Annotated in this window: 13 protein-coding genes; 9 read left to right on the top strand and 4 right to left on the bottom strand. The window is 62.4% G+C overall.

What is annotated here, in order from left to right:
• Positions 1 to 100 precede the first annotated feature (100 nt).
• The 3 genes from ybgF to ftsH all read left to right on the top strand — a co-directional run bounded on the left by ybgF (position 101) and on the right by ftsH (position 4,701).
• The gene (gene ybgF / locus NKI66_RS01055) at positions 101 to 1,195 is read left to right on the top strand and encodes a tol-pal system protein YbgF (RefSeq protein ID WP_128305347.1); all 1,095 of its coding nucleotides are present in this window, start codon (positions 101 to 103) and stop codon (positions 1,193 to 1,195) included.
• Between the two features lie 57 nt (positions 1,196 to 1,252).
• The gene (tilS, locus tag NKI66_RS01050) at positions 1,253 to 2,647 is read left to right on the top strand and encodes a tRNA lysidine(34) synthetase TilS (RefSeq protein ID WP_128305348.1); all 1,395 of its coding nucleotides are present in this window, start codon (positions 1,253 to 1,255) and stop codon (positions 2,645 to 2,647) included.
• 125 nt (positions 2,648 to 2,772) lie between these two features.
• A complete protein-coding gene (gene ftsH / locus NKI66_RS01045) occupies positions 2,773 to 4,701 on the top strand; it encodes an ATP-dependent zinc metalloprotease FtsH (RefSeq protein ID WP_023811859.1) in 1,929 nt (642 codons plus the stop codon).
• 248 nt (positions 4,702 to 4,949) lie between these two features.
• On the opposite strand, the gene NKI66_RS01040 is transcribed toward ftsH, so the two are convergent.
• Positions 4,950 to 5,402 carry a hypothetical protein gene (locus NKI66_RS01040; RefSeq protein WP_023811860.1) on the bottom strand — a complete coding sequence of 151 codons (453 nt, stop codon included), beginning with the start codon at positions 5,400 to 5,402 and terminating at the stop codon, positions 4,950 to 4,952.
• Positions 5,403 to 5,643: 241 nt separating this feature from the next.
• Positions 5,644 to 6,480, bottom strand: coding sequence for a hypothetical protein (locus tag NKI66_RS01035; protein WP_023811862.1), 837 nt, complete (start codon positions 6,478 to 6,480; stop codon positions 5,644 to 5,646).
• Positions 6,481 to 6,847: 367 nt separating this feature from the next.
• Between NKI66_RS01035 and glmM the strand changes: the two genes are divergently transcribed.
• The 5 genes from glmM (at position 6,848) to serA (ending at position 13,337) form a co-directional block, all read left to right on the top strand.
• Positions 6,848 to 8,200 (top strand): phosphoglucosamine mutase, encoded by a 1,353-nt coding sequence (gene glmM / locus NKI66_RS01030; RefSeq protein ID WP_023811863.1) that lies wholly within the window; start codon positions 6,848 to 6,850, stop codon positions 8,198 to 8,200.
• Between the two features lie 270 nt (positions 8,201 to 8,470).
• On the top strand, positions 8,471 to 9,307 hold the full coding sequence (locus NKI66_RS01025) for an outer membrane protein (RefSeq protein ID WP_023811864.1): 837 nt from the start codon (positions 8,471 to 8,473) through the stop codon (positions 9,305 to 9,307).
• A gap of 210 nt (positions 9,308 to 9,517) precedes the next feature.
• Entirely contained in the window at positions 9,518 to 10,291 is a 774-nt protein-coding gene (locus NKI66_RS01020) for an outer membrane protein (RefSeq protein ID WP_023811865.1), read from the top strand.
• Between the two features lie 201 nt (positions 10,292 to 10,492).
• A complete protein-coding gene (locus NKI66_RS01015; RefSeq protein ID WP_023811866.1) occupies positions 10,493 to 11,668 on the top strand; it encodes a phosphoserine transaminase in 1,176 nt (391 codons plus the stop codon).
• A gap of 67 nt (positions 11,669 to 11,735) precedes the next feature.
• Positions 11,736 to 13,337 carry a phosphoglycerate dehydrogenase gene (gene serA, locus NKI66_RS01010; RefSeq protein WP_023811867.1) on the top strand — a complete coding sequence of 534 codons (1,602 nt, stop codon included), beginning with the start codon at positions 11,736 to 11,738 and terminating at the stop codon, positions 13,335 to 13,337.
• Positions 13,338 to 13,386: 49 nt separating this feature from the next.
• Here the strand turns inward: serA and NKI66_RS01005 are convergent, their stop codons facing one another.
• Together NKI66_RS01005 and NKI66_RS01000 are read right to left on the bottom strand one after the other, a co-directional pair.
• Complete coding sequence (locus tag NKI66_RS01005; protein ID WP_023811868.1) at positions 13,387 to 13,851, bottom strand: DUF2231 domain-containing protein; 465 nt, start codon at positions 13,849 to 13,851, stop codon at positions 13,387 to 13,389.
• 152 nt (positions 13,852 to 14,003) lie between these two features.
• Positions 14,004 to 14,909: a DMT family transporter gene (locus NKI66_RS01000; RefSeq protein WP_023811869.1), complete on the bottom strand. Its 906-nt coding sequence runs from the start codon at positions 14,907 to 14,909 to the stop codon at positions 14,004 to 14,006.
• 208 nt (positions 14,910 to 15,117) lie between these two features.
• Here NKI66_RS01000 and NKI66_RS00995 point away from each other — a divergent pair, with 208 nt between their 5' ends.
• Entirely contained in the window at positions 15,118 to 16,416 is a 1,299-nt protein-coding gene (locus NKI66_RS00995; protein ID WP_023811870.1) for an adenylosuccinate synthase, read from the top strand.
• The last annotated feature ends 4 nt before the right edge of the window (positions 16,417 to 16,420 follow it).

Here is a 16,420-nt window from a genome sequence, read left to right as displayed (position 1 = left end):
TGGCCGAAGTCTCGGCTCCTGCTATGAGCCGAGGGCGCTTGGCTGGTCCCATTCTGATTGGAAGGCGCGAACAAGCTAACGAAATCACTGCGAGAGGCACATGCATTTGAGATCGGTTCTGAGCGGCACGCTTGCGCTGCTGCTCCTATCAGGCGTCACCGCCTTGGCTAGTGGCACAGGGCAATCAACCGACAGCGGCTTTACCTTCCATCTTCCCAGTATCGAATTGCCGGGGTTTTTTGGTCAAAAGAAGAAACCGGACCAGGTTCAGCTGGTGCAGTCCGATCCTGCCGCTGTCACCAGCCTGGAAGAGCAACTGCGGCAGATGAACGGCAAGATCGAGGAACTCAATTTCCAGGTCCTGCAGATGCAGGAGCAGATTCGCAAGCAGCAGGAAGATAATGAATTCCGCTTCCAGCAGCTGGAAGGTGGCGGCACGCAAGGCGGGCAGCCGCCGGCGCAGAAGAAATCGGACGCCACCACCGGCCCCGACAACGACGTGGCGGCGGCCCCGGCAATACGGGCGCCGGCCGATGCCGGCGCCGCGCCCGCCAACGACCAGTCGGCAGGCGGCAAGACGGTCGAGGACGTCATCGTCGAATCTCCCGATGGCGACCCCGGCAAGGTCATTCCCGGTACGGGAGCGCCGGAAAAGAATTTCGGCACCATCACCGTCGACAAGAATGGCAATGTCATCGATGCCGGCGGCAACACACAATCGACCGCGCCGGCGCAGGACACCGCGCCAGTCGCCGGGGCGGCGCCCAAGGCCGGCAAGTCCGACACGGTAGTCGCGGCGTTGCCCGCCACCAACAACCCGGAGGAGCTTTACCGCAACTCATACCAGTTCATCCTCTCGGGCGACTACGGCACCGCCGAGCAGGGTTTTCGCGACCACATCGCCCGCTTCCCCAGGGATGCGAAGGCGGCGGACGCGCATTACTGGCTGGGCGAGTCATTGCTCGGCCAGCAGAAATACCGCGATGCGGCCGAGACTTTCCTTGCCGCCAGCAAGGACTACCCCAAGGCCAAGAAAGCTCCCGACATGTTGCTGAAGCTCGGCGTGTCGCTGGTCGGCCTCAAGCAGCATGATGTTGCCTGTGCCACCTTCAGCGAGGTCGGCAAGCGCTACCCTGATATTTCCAGTGCGCTCAAGGAACGCGTCAAGCAAGAGAAGGCTCTGGCTGCCTGCTGATCCTTGTCCTACATGTCGTTGTCCTGAAACCGGGATCACTTTTGGGCGACATGCATTATGCTCGACACCGAGCCGGACCTTTCGTCTAACCCTTTTTCGCATATCGATTTTACCAGCGGCGCTGTTGCGGCCGTGTCCGGCGGCAGCGACTCGACCGCCCTGCTCCTTCTTCTCAGACACCATCTCGACCGTACGGCGCCGGCAACCAAGCTGCTGGCGGTGACGATCGACCACGGTTTGCGGTCCGGTTCGGCTGCGGAAGCGCAAGCAGTGGCGAAGCTGTGCGCCAGACTCGGAATTTCACACCGCATCCTGACATGGTCGGGCCTCAAGCCATCGACCGGCCTGCCCGCCGCCGCTCGCGAGGCGCGCTACCGGCTGTTGTCCGAAGCGGCACAAGCCGAAGGCGTCGGCATGATCCTCACCGGCCATACCGCCGATGACCAGGCGGAGACGGTGTTGATGCGGCAAGCGCGCGCAGAAGGATTGGCGCGGGACGAGGGCCAAGGCCATGCCGAAATGGCAGGCCGGGGACTTGCCGGCATGGCGCCGGCCACCCTGTATGACTCTCGCGCGTGGATCGTGCGGCCGCTTCTCGGGTTGCGGCGCGCGGCGCTGCGAGATGTCCTGCGGCGTGAGAATGTCGGCTGGGCCGACGACCCGACCAATGCCGACGAGGCTTTCGAGCGGCCGCGCATGCGGGCAGCCCTTGCCGACGGCAACGGTGCACAGCGCATCGGCGATGCACTGGCGTTGGCCGCGCATGAGGGCCGCGCGCGCAGTCAACTCGGCCTCGCCGCCGCTAGTTTGATCGGCGATTTCGCGACCCGGCTGTCCTGCGGGCTCATTCGTCTTGATCCGCTTTTGCTGAACACAGGTGACGAGCGAGCGGCCGTCTATGCGTTGCGTATCCTGCTGGCCATGGCCGGCGGAATTGCCTTCCTGCCGGATCAGGCCCGCAGCGAGACTCTGTTCGGTCGGCTGAGGGCTGGATTTCTTTGCGCCACATTGTCGCGGACGGTTGTGGATTCCCGGCGCTCCGGCATCTTCCTGCGCCGCGAGGCGCGCGGCCTGCCCTCCGCCGCTGCCATCACGGACGGCACCGTCTGGGATGGCCGCCGGCGCATCACATTGAACGACAGCAGCAGCGCATTGTTGATTGCCCCGTTCGGCGCAGCAGCGGCGAAGCGGCTGGCGAAGGGCGATGGAAAAACCCCGCCGAGCCTGATGCGCGCCGCGCTCGCCGCCGAGCCGGCGTTGTGGCAGGCCGGTGAATGCCTTGATTTGTCGGGGGATAGCCGGGCGCCAATGGCGGTTGAAGTGCGGCCGGTCGTTGCGCCCTTTGCCCGCTTCCTGCCGTCCTTCGACCTGGCGCCGGCGCGGGCCGTGGCCGGGCTGATTGGCGCGGCCCCGGTGCCGCCCTTGCCTTTCAGCGGCCACAGTGCCGGCTGATGGTTGCGCGAAAGCTTAACCCAGACGTGCTGTTCTGCTTGGCAAGGGGGGACGCTCTCCCTATGTTAGGCGCAAGTTTCCTCTCATGACGCGTGTCCGCCCCGCGGACGCCAACGGGACAATTGATGAATCCGAACTATCGCAACCTCGCGCTCTGGGCGATCATAGCGGTCCTGCTCATAGCCCTGTTCAATCTGTTTCAGACGCCGCAGACGCGAGGGGCCTCCAGCGATGTGCCTTATTCGCAGTTCCTGCAGGATGTCGCGGCGGGCCGGGTCAAGACGGTGACCATCGCGGGCGCCCGTATCAGCGGCACCTACACCGACAATGCCAGCGGCTTCCAGACCTATTCGCCCGGCGATCCTTCGCTGGTCTCGCGGCTGCAGGACAAGAACGTCACCATCAATGCGCGGCCTGAAACAGACGGTTCCAATTCGCTGTTCGGCTATCTGATCTCGTGGCTGCCGATGATCCTCATCCTCGGCGTCTGGATATTCTTCATGCGCCAGATGCAGTCCGGCTCCGGTCGCGCCATGGGCTTCGGCAAGTCGAAGGCCAAGCTGCTCACCGAAGCGCATGGCCGCGTCACCTTCCAGGACGTTGCCGGCGTCGACGAAGCCAAGGAAGATCTGGAAGAGATCGTCGAGTTCCTGCGCGATCCGCAGAAATTCCAGCGGCTCGGCGGCAAGATTCCGCGCGGCGTGCTGCTTGTCGGCCCTCCGGGAACCGGCAAGACGCTGCTCGCCCGCTCGGTTGCCGGCGAAGCCAATGTGCCGTTCTTCACCATTTCCGGTTCTGACTTCGTCGAGATGTTCGTCGGCGTCGGTGCAAGCCGCGTCCGCGACATGTTCGACCAGGCCAAGAAGAACGCGCCCTGCATCATCTTCATCGACGAAATCGACGCTGTCGGCCGTCATCGCGGCGCCGGCCTCGGCGGCGGCAATGACGAACGCGAGCAGACGCTGAACCAGCTCCTGGTCGAGATGGACGGCTTCGAGTCCAACGAAAGCATCATCCTGATCGCTGCCACCAACCGGCCCGACGTGCTCGATCCGGCACTGCTCAGGCCAGGCCGCTTCGACCGCCAGGTCGTGGTGCCGAACCCCGACATCGTCGGCCGCGAGAAGATCCTCAAGGTGCATGTGCGCAACGTGCCGCTGGCGCCCAATGTCGACCTCAAGGTGATCGCGCGCGGTACGCCGGGCTTTTCCGGCGCTGACCTGATGAACCTCGTCAACGAATCCGCGCTGATGGCGGCACGGCGCAACAAGCGCCTCGTCACCATGGCCGAATTCGAGGACGCCAAGGACAAGATCATGATGGGCGCCGAGCGCCGCTCGTCGGCCATGACGCAGGCCGAGAAGGAGCTGACCGCCTACCACGAGGCAGGCCACGCCATTCTCGCGCTGAACGTGCCGTCGGCCGATCCGCTGCACAAGGCCACGATCATCCCACGCGGTCGCGCGCTCGGCATGGTCATGCAGTTGCCCGAAGGCGACCGTTATTCGATGAGCTACAAATACATGATCTCGCGGCTCGCCATCATGATGGGCGGCCGTGTCGCCGAGGAGTTCAAGTTCGGCAAGGAAAACATCACCTCGGGTGCCTCTTCGGATATCGAGCAGGCGACCAAACTGGCGCGCGCCATGGTCACACGCTGGGGCTTTTCCGACAAGCTCGGCCATGTCGCTTATGGCGACAACCAGGAAGAAGTGTTCCTCGGCCACTCGGTGGCGCGCACGCAGAACGTGTCGGAAGAAACGGCGCAGATCATCGACGCCGAAGTGCGCCGCCTGATCGACGAGGCCTACTCATCGGCGAAGTCCATCCTGACCAAGAAGAAGAAGGAATGGATCGCGCTGGCGCAGGGCCTGCTGGAATACGAGACGCTGTCCGGCGAGGAGATCAAGCAGTTGATCGCCGGCCATAAGCCAGCGCGCGACCTTGGCGACGACACGCCGCCGAGCCGTGGCTCTGCCGTGCCGAAGTCCGGCGGCCGGCGCAAGAAGGGGCCGGAGCCCGAAGGCGGCATGGAACCGCAGCCATCGAGCTGAGCTTGACCACTGATTTCATCGAACGCCGCGGCTTGCTCCGCGGCGTTTTTTGTTTTTGGCGTTGGGGAGGAGTTGTCCGCGACCTCGCATCTGCGACGATGACGATTGGCGAAAGCCTAGGTGATAGCCAATCTCCCCCCTTGCGGGGGAGATTGGCAACGTCGCCGCGGGCGTGCCCTCGAAGGCAACAAAGAAGGCCCGCGAACCCTGCGGTTCGCAGGCCTTCTCTTCTTCAGATGTCTTGTCGCTCAGCTCTTCAGCTTGGCATTGCACAGGCTGTAATAACCGCCGCCCTTCTGGATCCAGCGAAGGCCGTTCAACGTGCCCGCGTCCTTGTTGCCATGGTAGCCCTGGAGACAGGTCTTCATGCGCGCCTTCGCGGGCTTTTCGGTCTTGAACTCGGCGGCCAGCGTGGTTGGGAATGTCACGCCCGCGGGCGCTACAGTGGGGGCGACCGCCGCGCTGGTTTCCTTTTTCGTCTGCGGCTCGGTTTTGACCGTATCCTCGCTGACACTGTCCGCTGCTGATGTCGCGCACTTCTCCTTGCGAAAAGCCGTCCAGTCCATGCCGTTCAGAGTGCCGCCTTCCTTGGCTGTTCGATAGGTCTCGCCGCATTCCTTCATCGTCAGTGCGCTTGCGGGGGCGACGCTCCAAGCGACAAATGCGGTCGCAGCCAATACCGCCAATTTCAAACTGTGCATAAGACCCTCCTGGTTGATAATAAGTTTGACGTCTTTTTGTATATGGTTTGTTCTTTATATGTTCAACAGAATCTTTTCGGACTACCGATGAGCTTGGCGGTGGGCAGTGTAGGCGAATTGATGATGCCGGCAGCCCGGCGACATGCAGATGCGAGCAAGGCAGTGTGCGTCTTCGCGCAACAAAAAAGGCCCGCGCATCTTGCGATGCGCGGGCCTTTGTTTGGAGACTATGGCTAAGCGATCAGCTCTTGAGCTTGGCGTTGCACAGGCTGTAGAAGCCGCCGCCCTTCTGGATCCACTTCAGGCCGCCAAGCGCATTGGCGTCCTTGAGGGCATAGTACTGGTCGAGGCAAGTGTGCATGCGGCCTTTTCCGGGGGTCTCGCTGGCATATTTCGCCGAGATCGCGGACGGGAAAGCGACGCCCTTGGGCGCAGCCGTCGTCGGCTTCGCCGGCTCCTTGGTGTAGCTCGCCTCGTCGGCGGCCGGCACGCTGTCGTCATCCGAGGCGCCGGTACCGCATTCGGCCTTGCGGAAGTCGTTCCACTTCATGCCTTTCAGCGTGTTGGCCGTCTTGGCAGCCTGGTACTTGGTGCTGCATTCGGCCATGCTCAGACCCTTGCCGTCGGCGGGAGCCGCGGCAGCCTTGGTGGTTGCCGGCTTGGCGGCGGCAGCGGCGGATGCACCGGCGACGCATTCGGACTTGCGGAAGTCGTTCCACTTCATGCCGTTCAGCGTGCCGGCAGCCTTCGCCGCCTGGTATTTCGTGCTGCATTCCTTCGCCGTCAGGCCCTTGGCTGTGCTGTCGTCCGTCGCGGCGGCAGCCTTGGCAGCCTTGGCCGGCTTCGTTTCCGCGGCCTTCTTGGTATCGGCCGGCTTGGCGTCGGTGGTTGCCGCGGCATCGGTGCCGCATTGAGCCTTGCGGAACTGATTCCAGGTCGCTCCGGCGAGTGTCCCCGCATCCTTGGCGGCGTTATACTTCGTGCTGCACTCGGCCATCGTCAGTGCGTTGGCTGGCGCGGCCAGGAACAAGGTCGCGACGGCGAGGCCGGTCAAAGTGGCAAGTCGGTGGATGAGCATAGCGTTTCTCCGTTGCAGCAGCCCATGATACGTCCCTGCAAATCAATAACGCTCAACGGCCGGTTGCGCCAGATGCTAAGTGGCGTATATATCGACGAAAACCGGCTTCTCCCGATAAGGTGATGAAATCGTTGTCCGTTGCCTGGTTGAGAGCAAGATTTCCTGATGCATCCGCGCTGAAAGGCTCGAATGACTTGTATATTGCAGCATGGCAGTCTGGGCATGTCAGGTTGCAGCCACGTTGTGTGCAGTGCACAACAATGGTTTTCTAAGAATTGGTAACGTATAATCACACAATGTGATCATAGCGCGCCGGCCAATTGTGGCATGACGTGCCGGGGAAGAAACTTCGAGGAAGCTGACTAGCATGGCAGGGAATTATTTCGGCACGGACGGCATTCGCGGACGCGCCAACAAGTTTCCGATGACCGCTGAAATCGCGATGCGGGTCGGCATGGCCGCCGGCCTTTCCTTCCAGCGCGGCAGCCATCGTCATCGTGTCGTGCTCGGCAAGGACACCAGGCTTTCCGGCTATATGATCGAGAATGCCATGGTTGCCGGTCTTTGTGCCGCCGGTATGGACGTGTTCCTGCTCGGCCCGATCCCGACGCCGGCTGTCGCCATGCTGGTGCGTTCGCTGCGCGCCGATATCGGCGTCATGATCTCGGCCTCGCACAACCCCTATTACGACAACGGCATCAAGCTGTTCGGACCCGACGGCTACAAGCTCTCCGACGAAATCGAGGAGCGCATCGAGAGCATGCTCGACAAGGATATCGAACTGGCGCTCGCCGATTCCGACGGGCTTGGCCGCGCCAAGCGCGTCGACGGCGTGCATGACCGCTACATCGAATTCGCCAAGCGCACCTTGCCGCGCTCGATGTCGCTCGCGGGCTTGAGGATCGTCGTCGATTGCGCCAATGGCGCGGCCTACAAGGTGGCGCCCGAGGCGCTGTGGGAACTGGGCGCCGAAGTCGTCGCCATCAATGTCGAGCCCAACGGCTTCAACATCAACAAGGAATGCGGCTCGACCCATCCGGCCGGCCTGCAAAAGAAGGTGCACGAAGTGCGCGCCGACATCGGCATCGCGCTCGACGGCGACGCCGATCGCGTCGTCATCGTCGATGAAAACGGCGCGATCGTCGATGGCGACCAGATCATGGCGCTGATCGCCGAATCCTGGCACCAGAGCGGGCGGCTTGCGGGCGGCGGCGTCGTTTCGACGGTGATGTCCAATCTCGGCCTCGAGCGCTTCCTCGGCGGCATGAAGCTGCAATTGCACCGCACCAAGGTTGGCGACCGTTATGTCGTCGAGCATATGCGCGCGCATGGCTTGAATGTCGGCGGCGAACAGTCAGGTCATATCGTGCTGTCCGACTTTTCGACGACCGGCGACGGCCTGGTCTCGGCGCTGCAGGTGCTGGCCTGCATCAAGCGGCAGGGGCGGCCGGTCAGCGAACTGTCGAAAAAGTTCGAACCGGTGCCGCAGCTTCTGAAGAACGTCCATATTTCCGGCGGCAAGCCGCTCGAGGAGGCGCCGGTCAAGGCCGCCATCGAAGACGCCCGTAACCGCCTCGGCAAGACCGGACGGCTGGTTATCCGGCCATCAGGGACAGAACCGCTGATCCGCGTGATGGCCGAAGGCGACGACCCGCAACTGGTCGAGTCCGTCGTCAACGGCATCGTTGAAGTCATCTCGGAAACGCGCAGCGCCGCCTGACCCCAGCGCGTCCAGCAGGACGTGGATCGGACAACCAGGCGCGCCGCGCTCCCTTAACCGGTCCAAGGCCCGCCCCTCGGCGGGCTTTTTCTTGTCAGCCGCCACTTTTTTCGGTGCCCGTAAATCTCGCGCCAATCCCTAGAGTTTCGAGATTCGTGGTTAAGCAACAGGGTTAAACGCCTTTTAACCTTTGCAATTCATTATCCACGACTGAAAGCCAATCGCATTTCGGACGGATTCGCCGTTCCGAGCTTCTCAGGGGTGACAAGCATGTTCAAGACAGCAAGAAAGGTCCTGCTCGCCTTCCTGTTCGCAGGCCTGGCAGGACCGCTGTTCGCAGCCGACCTGCCGGAACCGATGGTCGAAGAGGCTCCGCCTCAGGCTGTCTACGAGCAGCCGGTCGAGGTCGGCGGCTGGTACATCCGCGGCGACATCGACTATCACAAGTCGACCGTGCGCGGCATCGACTATATGACCTACACCGTCGATCCCTGTAACTGTACGGTTACGCCCGGCACCAGAAGCTTCGATTTCGGCAAACTCAAGGGCGGTTTCTCGCTCGGCGCCGGCGTCGGCTACAAGATCAACGATCACTTCCGGACCGATTTGACCGCCGACTACTGGTTCAAGTCGAACTTCAACGGGGGCACCTCGGACATCAACGGTACTTCGACCGAAGTATCGAAGATGAGCGCCCTGTTGCTGCTGGCGAATGCCTATGTCGATCTCGGCACCTACCATGGCATCACGCCTTACGTTGGCGCCGGCATCGGCGGCGCCCGCGTCAAGTGGGATGATGTCTACGACCCGAACACCACCGAGTTCAATCCCGGCAGATCAAGCTGGCGTTTCGCCTACGGTCTGATGGCCGGCGCTTCGTACTGCCTGACCGACAAGATCATTCTCGATGCCGGCTACCGCTTCTCCCATATTCAGGGCGGCCGCATGTTCGACTGGAACATCACCAGCTCCGGTCCCGGCTTCGACCGTGGCATCAACACGCACGAAGTGCGCGGTGGCCTGCGCTACCAGTTCGGTGGCAGCAATGGTTGCGCCGCGCCGGTCGTGGCCTACCAGCCCGAACCCGAGCCGATCTACACCAAGTAACGCCATCTACATCACTTGAATTCTTCGAAAACCGTCCGGCCTCAAGCCGGGCGGTTTTTCGTTTGGGCCGCCTGGAATCGACAGCGGAAATGAATTCGCTAACGCTCTGTTAGCCTTAACCGGCACTTAACCACTATGGTTAACAATGCTCCTTGAAACGATGGCTGCCGCTGCGATTGCGGGCTGCGCCAAATTCGGGAGTCGGGGACCATGAAACTTACATCGCGTATGGCGCTGGCGCTCGGTGCACTAGCCCTCCTGCCGCTGACGCCGGTGCACGCGGCCGATTATGACCCGCCGATCTATGTCGACCAGGCGCCCGACTATGTCCCGGTCGAGGTCGGTTCCGGCTGGTACCTGCGCGGCGACGTCTCCTATCTGGCGCAGAAGAGCTTCAAAAATGAGGATTTCGCCTTCACACCTTCGCCACCTGCAAGCTTCAGCGACAAAGAAGATCCGATCTTTGCCAGCATCGGCTTCGGCTACCATTTCAACGACTATCTGCGCGCCGACCTCAATCTCGGCTATCTGCCTGGCAACGAGATCGGCGTCGGCTATGACGATTCAGCGACTGCGGCAGAGCCGACCGTGGCGTCGGCATCCCTGAAGAACTACGCCTTGTCGGGCATACTCAACGGCTATGTCGATCTTGGCACCTATGTCGGCATCACACCCTATCTCGGCGCCGGTATCGGGGTCGTCCGCAGCAAGCGCAGCCTGTCGGCAAGCTATTTCACCGACAATGGCGACGACACGGACGATTTCGCCGTAAGTGACAGCAAGACCCAGTACTCGCTGGCCTACACGCTGAATGCGGGCCTCGCCTATCAGGTATCGAAGAACGTTTCCGTCGACCTGGGCTATCAGTATTTCTCCGCTCCGGACGCTGAATATGTGACGGCTGAGAGCCTGACCTCCTATCCGGTCAAAAAAGGTATCAGCAACCATCAGGTCAAGCTCGGGCTGCGCTACGATCTCTGGTAGGCGCGGCGAGCACGAGGTTCAGGACGGCGGATCTTCGGGGTCCGCCGTTTGCGTTTGAAGTCACGACATCCCGATCAGGGATCGCCGGTATCCCGGCAGCGACAAAAACTTTCCTCTTGACGCCCGAAGCCTGAACGCATATCGCCGTCCGTGGGCCACCCCTCCCCAACGAGGGGCCACTATCTGGAAGGATAGACCACGATGACGACGCATACGAAGCCCGGACTCCGTCCGGCAAACCCCAATTTTTCCTCAGGTCCCTGTGCAAAACGTCCCGGCTGGTCGGTCGAGGCGCTGAACAATGCCGCGCTCGGCCGTTCCCACCGCGCCAAGATCGGCAAGACCAAGCTCGAACAGGCGATCGAGCTGACGCGGGAGATTCTCCAGGTCCCGGCGGGTTATCGCATCGGCATTGTGCCGGCGTCGGACACCGGTGCGGTCGAGATGGCGCTGTGGTCGCTGCTCGGCGAGCGCGGCGTCGACATGGTCGCCTGGGAGAGCTTTGGCTCCGGCTGGGTCACCGACGTGATCAAGCAATTGAAGCTCGCCGATGTGCGCAAGATCGAAGCCGGCTACGGCGAACTGCCTGATCTTACCAGGATCGATTTCGACCGCGATGTGGTCTTCACCTGGAACGGCACCACGTCGGGCGTGCGCGTGCCGAACGGCGATTTCATTCCCGCGGACCGCAAGGGCCTGACCGTCTGCGATGCGACTTCCGCCGCATTCGCGCAGAGGCTCGACTTCGAAAAGCTCGATGTCGTCACGTTCTCCTGGCAGAAGGTGCTGGGCGGCGAGGGCGCTCACGGCATGCTGATCCTGTCGCCTCGTGCCGTCGAGCGGCTGGAGACCTACAAGCCTTCATGGCCGCTGCCGAAAATCTTCCGCCTGACTTCGGGCGGCAAGCTGATCGAAGGCATCTTCAAGGGCGAGACCATCAACACCCCCTCGATGCTGTGCGTCGAGGATTACCTCGATGCGCTCAACTGGGCGAAGTCGACCGGCGGCCTCGACGCGCTGATCGCCAGGGCGGATGCCAATGCGGCCGTCCTCGATCGCTTTGTCGGCAAATCCTCCTGGCTCGGTCATCTCGCCGTCCAGCCGGCGACACGGTCGAACACGTCCGTCTGCCTGTCCTTCACCGATCCGGACGTGTCCGAGCTCGACGCCGACGGGCAGGCGGCTTTCGCCAAGGGGCTGGTGTCGGTGCTCGACAAGGAAGGCGTCGCCTACGATATCGGTGCCTATCGCGACGCACCGCCCGGCCTGCGCATCTGGTGCGGCGCGACGGTCGAGACGTCGGATCTGGAAGCGCTGCTGCCCTGGCTCGACTGGGCCTTCGCCGCACAGAAGGCGTCGCTCAAAGCGGCGGCCTGAGATCATTCGCGGCGGCCTCCGGGCCGCCCATTCCCATCAGGATCAAATCCATTTCAAGGAGGTCGCCATGGCGCCCCGCGTTCTCGTCTCAGACAAACTCTCCCCCACCGCCGTGCAGATATTCAAGGATCGTGGCGTCGAGGTCGACTATCTGCCCGATCTCGGCAAGGACAAGGAAAAGCTCGCCGAAGTGATCGGCCAGTATGATGGCCTCGCCATCCGCTCGGCGACCAAGGTCACCGAAAAGCTGATCAACGCCGCTACCAATCTCAAAGTCATCGGCCGCGCCGGCATCGGCGTCGACAATGTCGATATCCCGGCGGCAAGCCGCAAGGGCATCATCGTGATGAACACGCCCTTCGGCAACTCGATCACCACAGCCGAACATGCGGTGGCGATGATCTTTGCGCTGGCGCGCCAGATCCCTGAAGCCAACGCCTCGACCCATGCCGGCAAATGGGAAAAGAACCGCTTCATGGGCGTTGAGATCACCGGCAAGACGCTGGGCGTCATCGGCTGCGGCAACATCGGTTCGATCGTCGCGACACGCGGCGTTGGCCTCAAGATGCACGTCATCGCCTTCGATCCGTTCCTGTCGGACAGCCGTGCCGAGGAGCTTGGCGTCGACAAGGTCGAACTCGACGAACTGTTCGCCCGCGCCGATTTCATCACCCTGCACACGCCGCTGACCGACAAGACGCGCAACATCATCGATGCCGCGGCGATCGCCAAGATGAAGAAGGGCGTGCGCATCATCAATTGCGCACGCGGCGGTCTGATCGTCGAGGCCGACCTGATCGCGGCGCTGAAGAGCGGCAAGGTGGCCGGCGCCGGCGTCGACGTCTTCGAGGTCGAACCCGCCGAGAACAACGAACTGTTCGGCATGGAGAATGTGGTGGCGACGCCGCATCTCGGCGCCTCGACGACGGAGGCCCAGGAGAATGTCGCGTTGCAGGTTGCCGAACAGATGGCCGACTATCTGATCAAGGGCGCCGTCTCCAACGCCATCAACATGCCGTCGATCACCGCCGAGGAGGCGCCGCGGCTGAAGCCGTTCGTCAAGCTTGCCGAGGTGCTCGGCGCCTTCGTCGGCCAGGTCACCGAGGATCCGATCAAGGAGGTCGAGATCCTGTTCGACGGCTCCACCGCGACGATGAACACGCGCGCGCTGATCAGCGCCGCACTTGCCGGGCTGATCCGGCCTCAGGTCTCGGACGTCAACATGGTGTCGGCGCCGATCATGGTGAAGGAGCGCGGCATCATTGTCGCCGAGGTCAAGCGCGACAAATCGGGCGTGTTCGACGGCTATATCAAGCTGACCGTGAAGACCGAGCACATGACGCGCTCGATCGCCGGCACATGCTTCTCGGATGGCAAGCCACGCTTCATCCAGATCAAGGGCATCAACCTCGATGCCGAGGTCGGCCAGCACATGCTCTACACCACCAATGCCGACGCGCCGGGCATTATCGGGCTGCTCGGCACTGTCTGCGGCGAGAATGGCGTCAACATCGCCAACTTCCAGCTCGGCCGCAACCGGCCGGGCGGCGATGCCATAGCGCTGCTCTATCTCGACGCGCCGTTCCCGGAAGCCGTGCTGGAAAAGGTCAAAGCGCATAAGTCGATCGACTCGGCCAAGCGGCTGCAGTTCGACGTCAACGCGATGTGATCGAGGACAGGGGTCGCCCTCGTTGATGCCGGCCGCCGCGGCGGCCGGTTCAGGTCAACTCGTCCGAGCCATCGGAGACAGCCACCCGATGTCGGTAGACCAGTTCCCAACCCTTCCAGCCCGTAAACAGCAGGATGAGAACCACGATCAGCGATAGGACGAAGCCGGTTGGCATCACGGCCGCCGCTCCGCCGGTATACCGCAAGTACCAGTTGTAAAGCTCGATCAACACGACGAGTACATTGCCGCCGGCATGGAGCCATGCCGTCGTGAGATTGCGGATCTGAACATCGCCGAGAACATCCGTCAGGCCAGCAAGCGCAGCCAGGGCAGCCATGATCAGGCCGGCGCCGAGAAGCCAGAGCGATCCGGTGACCCATCCGGGATCGGCTGTTCGCCAGAAGATAAGATCGCAAACGAAGGTGCCGACGAAAAAAGCAATCGGAAACGGAATCAGCATGGGATGGATAGGGTGACCAGCGATGCTTGCCGTGCTGCGAGGGTTCTGGCTCATCATGTCGCCTCCCTGCCGTTCAAACTCCGCTGGAGGTGAAATGTTCCAAGTGGGGACGCGGCAGGGTTTATGCCGCCGTTCCGCGGCCATTGGCGAAGTCCAGGCCGTTCGCGTGAATTGCCGCGACGGCGGAGGGCGTCAGCCGCCACATGTCATCCGCGGTGGTCCGCCAACGCCATCTTGCGCCCGCTGTATTCGGCAAGCCCGATGCCGCCCAGCACGAGCACCAAAGCCAGTGCCTGATAGAGGTGGAACGTCTCGCCGACGATCAGCACCGACAGCAGCGTGCCGAAGATCGGCACCAGATTGATGAACAGGCCGGCGCGGTTGGCGCCGATCAGTTCGTTGCCTCTGATGTAGAAGATCTGCGAAACGACGGAGGCGCCGATCGCCGTATAGACGATGACGGTCCAGCCGCGCGCGTCGGGCATGATGACCTTGCCGGCGACGACCTCCCACAGGAAGAACGGCAGCGAAGTGACGAGTGCCGCAACCGACAGGGCCAGCATCAGGCTTTGCCAATGCATCACCGGTTTCAACCGCAGTCCGACCGAATAGCCGCTGTAGAGAAACACGGCGACCAGCATGATGGCATCGCCGAAATTGAGTTCCAGCGTCAACAGCCGGCGCGGATCGCCATGGCAGGCGGTGAGGATCACGCCGGCGATGGTCAGCACGACGCCGACAATCTGCGCCCAGTTCACGCGCAGGCGGAAGAAGACGAAATTGGCAGTCATGATCAGGATCGGCATCGCCGCCTGTTCGATCGAGACATTGATCGCTGTCGTGTAGTTGAGCGCCGTGTAGAAGATGGTGTTGAACAGGGTGAAGCCGCTGGCGCCGAGGGCGACCAGCACGAACCAGTGCTTGCGGACGACCGGCCAGTCCTTCTGGATGGTCTTCCAGCCGATGGGCAGCATGATCGCCACGGCCAGAACCCAGCGCAGGAAGACCAGCGTCATCGGCGAGACGTGATCGACCGCCAGCTTACCGGCCACCGAATTTCCGCCCCAGAGCAAGGTGGTGAGCAGCAGGAATATGTAGGCGCTTCGATGCATCGCGGGATTCCAGTCGCCGGAGCTGCGGTGTTTGCCGGCCTATTGCCCTCGCTCGCCCAAGTAAATGATGTCAAAGCCGAAAATTGTTGTGCCTCAGGGCATTTTCGACGGCAAAGAAAGGTCGCGCTCGCGAGGTCTTGACGTTATAGAGGCCTGTCGTTTCGAACCATATTCAAGCCGCTTGGCGGCGTCTCAAGGGAAAAGAAACATGGCCAATGTGGTGGTCGTCGGCTCGCAGTGGGGTGACGAAGGCAAGGGCAAGATCGTCGACTGGCTGTCGGAGCGCGCCGATGTCGTGGTGCGTTTCCAGGGCGGCCACAATGCCGGCCATACGTTGGTCGTCGACGGCAAGGTCTACAAGCTGTCGTTGCTTCCGTCGGGCGTCGTGCGCCAGGGCAAGCTGTCCATCATCGGCAATGGCGTCGTGTTCGACCCGCACGCTTTCGTCGCCGAGGTGGCCAAGCTCAAGGCGCAAGGTGTCGAAGTGGCGCCGGATCGCCTGAAAATAGCCGAAAACACAGCGCTTATCCTGTCCCTGCATCGGGAGCTGGACGGATTCCGTGAGGACGCCGCATCCAATTCCGGGACGAAGATTGGCACGACCCGTCGTGGCATCGGCCCCGCCTACGAGGACAAGGTGGGCCGGCGCGCGGTCAGGGTGATGGACTTGGCGGATTTGGAAACACTGCCCGTGAAGGTTGACAGGCTGCTGACGCACCACAATGCGCTGCGTCGGGGGCTTGGCCATGCGGAAGTCACGCATGACGCGATCATGCAGGAATTGACCTCGGTCGCCGACGACATCCTGCCCTATATGGACCGGGTCTGGAAAATCCTCGACGACAAGCGCCGGGCTGGCGAGCGTATCCTGTTCGAGGGCGCGCAGGGCACGCTGCTTGACATAGACCACGGCACCTATCCATTCGTGACCTCGTCGAACACGGTTGCAGGACAGGCTGCCGCCGGCTCCGGCGTCGGCCCAGGCGCCATCGGCTATGTGCTCGGCATCACCAAAGCCTATACGACACGCGTCGGCGAGGGTCCGTTCCCGACCGAGCAGAAGAACGAGGTCGGCGAATTCCTCGGCACGCGCGGCCATGAATTCGGCGTCGTCACCGGCCGCAAGCGCCGCTGCGGCTGGTTCGACGCGGTGCTGGTACGCCAGGCCGTCGCTGTCAACGGCATCAAGGGCATCGCGCTGACCAAGCTCGACGTGCTTGACGGGCTGGACGAGATCAAGGTCTGCACAGGTTATCATCTCGACGGCGAGATGATCGATTATCTGCCGGCAAGCCAAGGTGCGCAGGCGCGTGTCGAACCGGTCTACGAGACGCTCGAGGGCTGGAAAGGCACCACTGCCGGCGCGCGCAGCTGGAACGATCTGCCGGCCCAGGCCGTCAAATACGTCCGCTACATCGAAGAGCTGATCGGCGCCCCGGTCGCACTCCTTTCCACCAGCCCGGAACGGGACGACACGATACTTGTGACCGATCCGTTTCAAGACTAGTTTC

Source organism: Mesorhizobium sp. M0518 (assembly GCF_040321125.1).
Taxonomy (GTDB): domain Bacteria; phylum Pseudomonadota; class Alphaproteobacteria; order Rhizobiales; family Rhizobiaceae; genus Mesorhizobium.
Note: the sequence above shows the minus strand (reverse complement) of the source record. Positions and strands in the feature narration are given on the sequence as shown.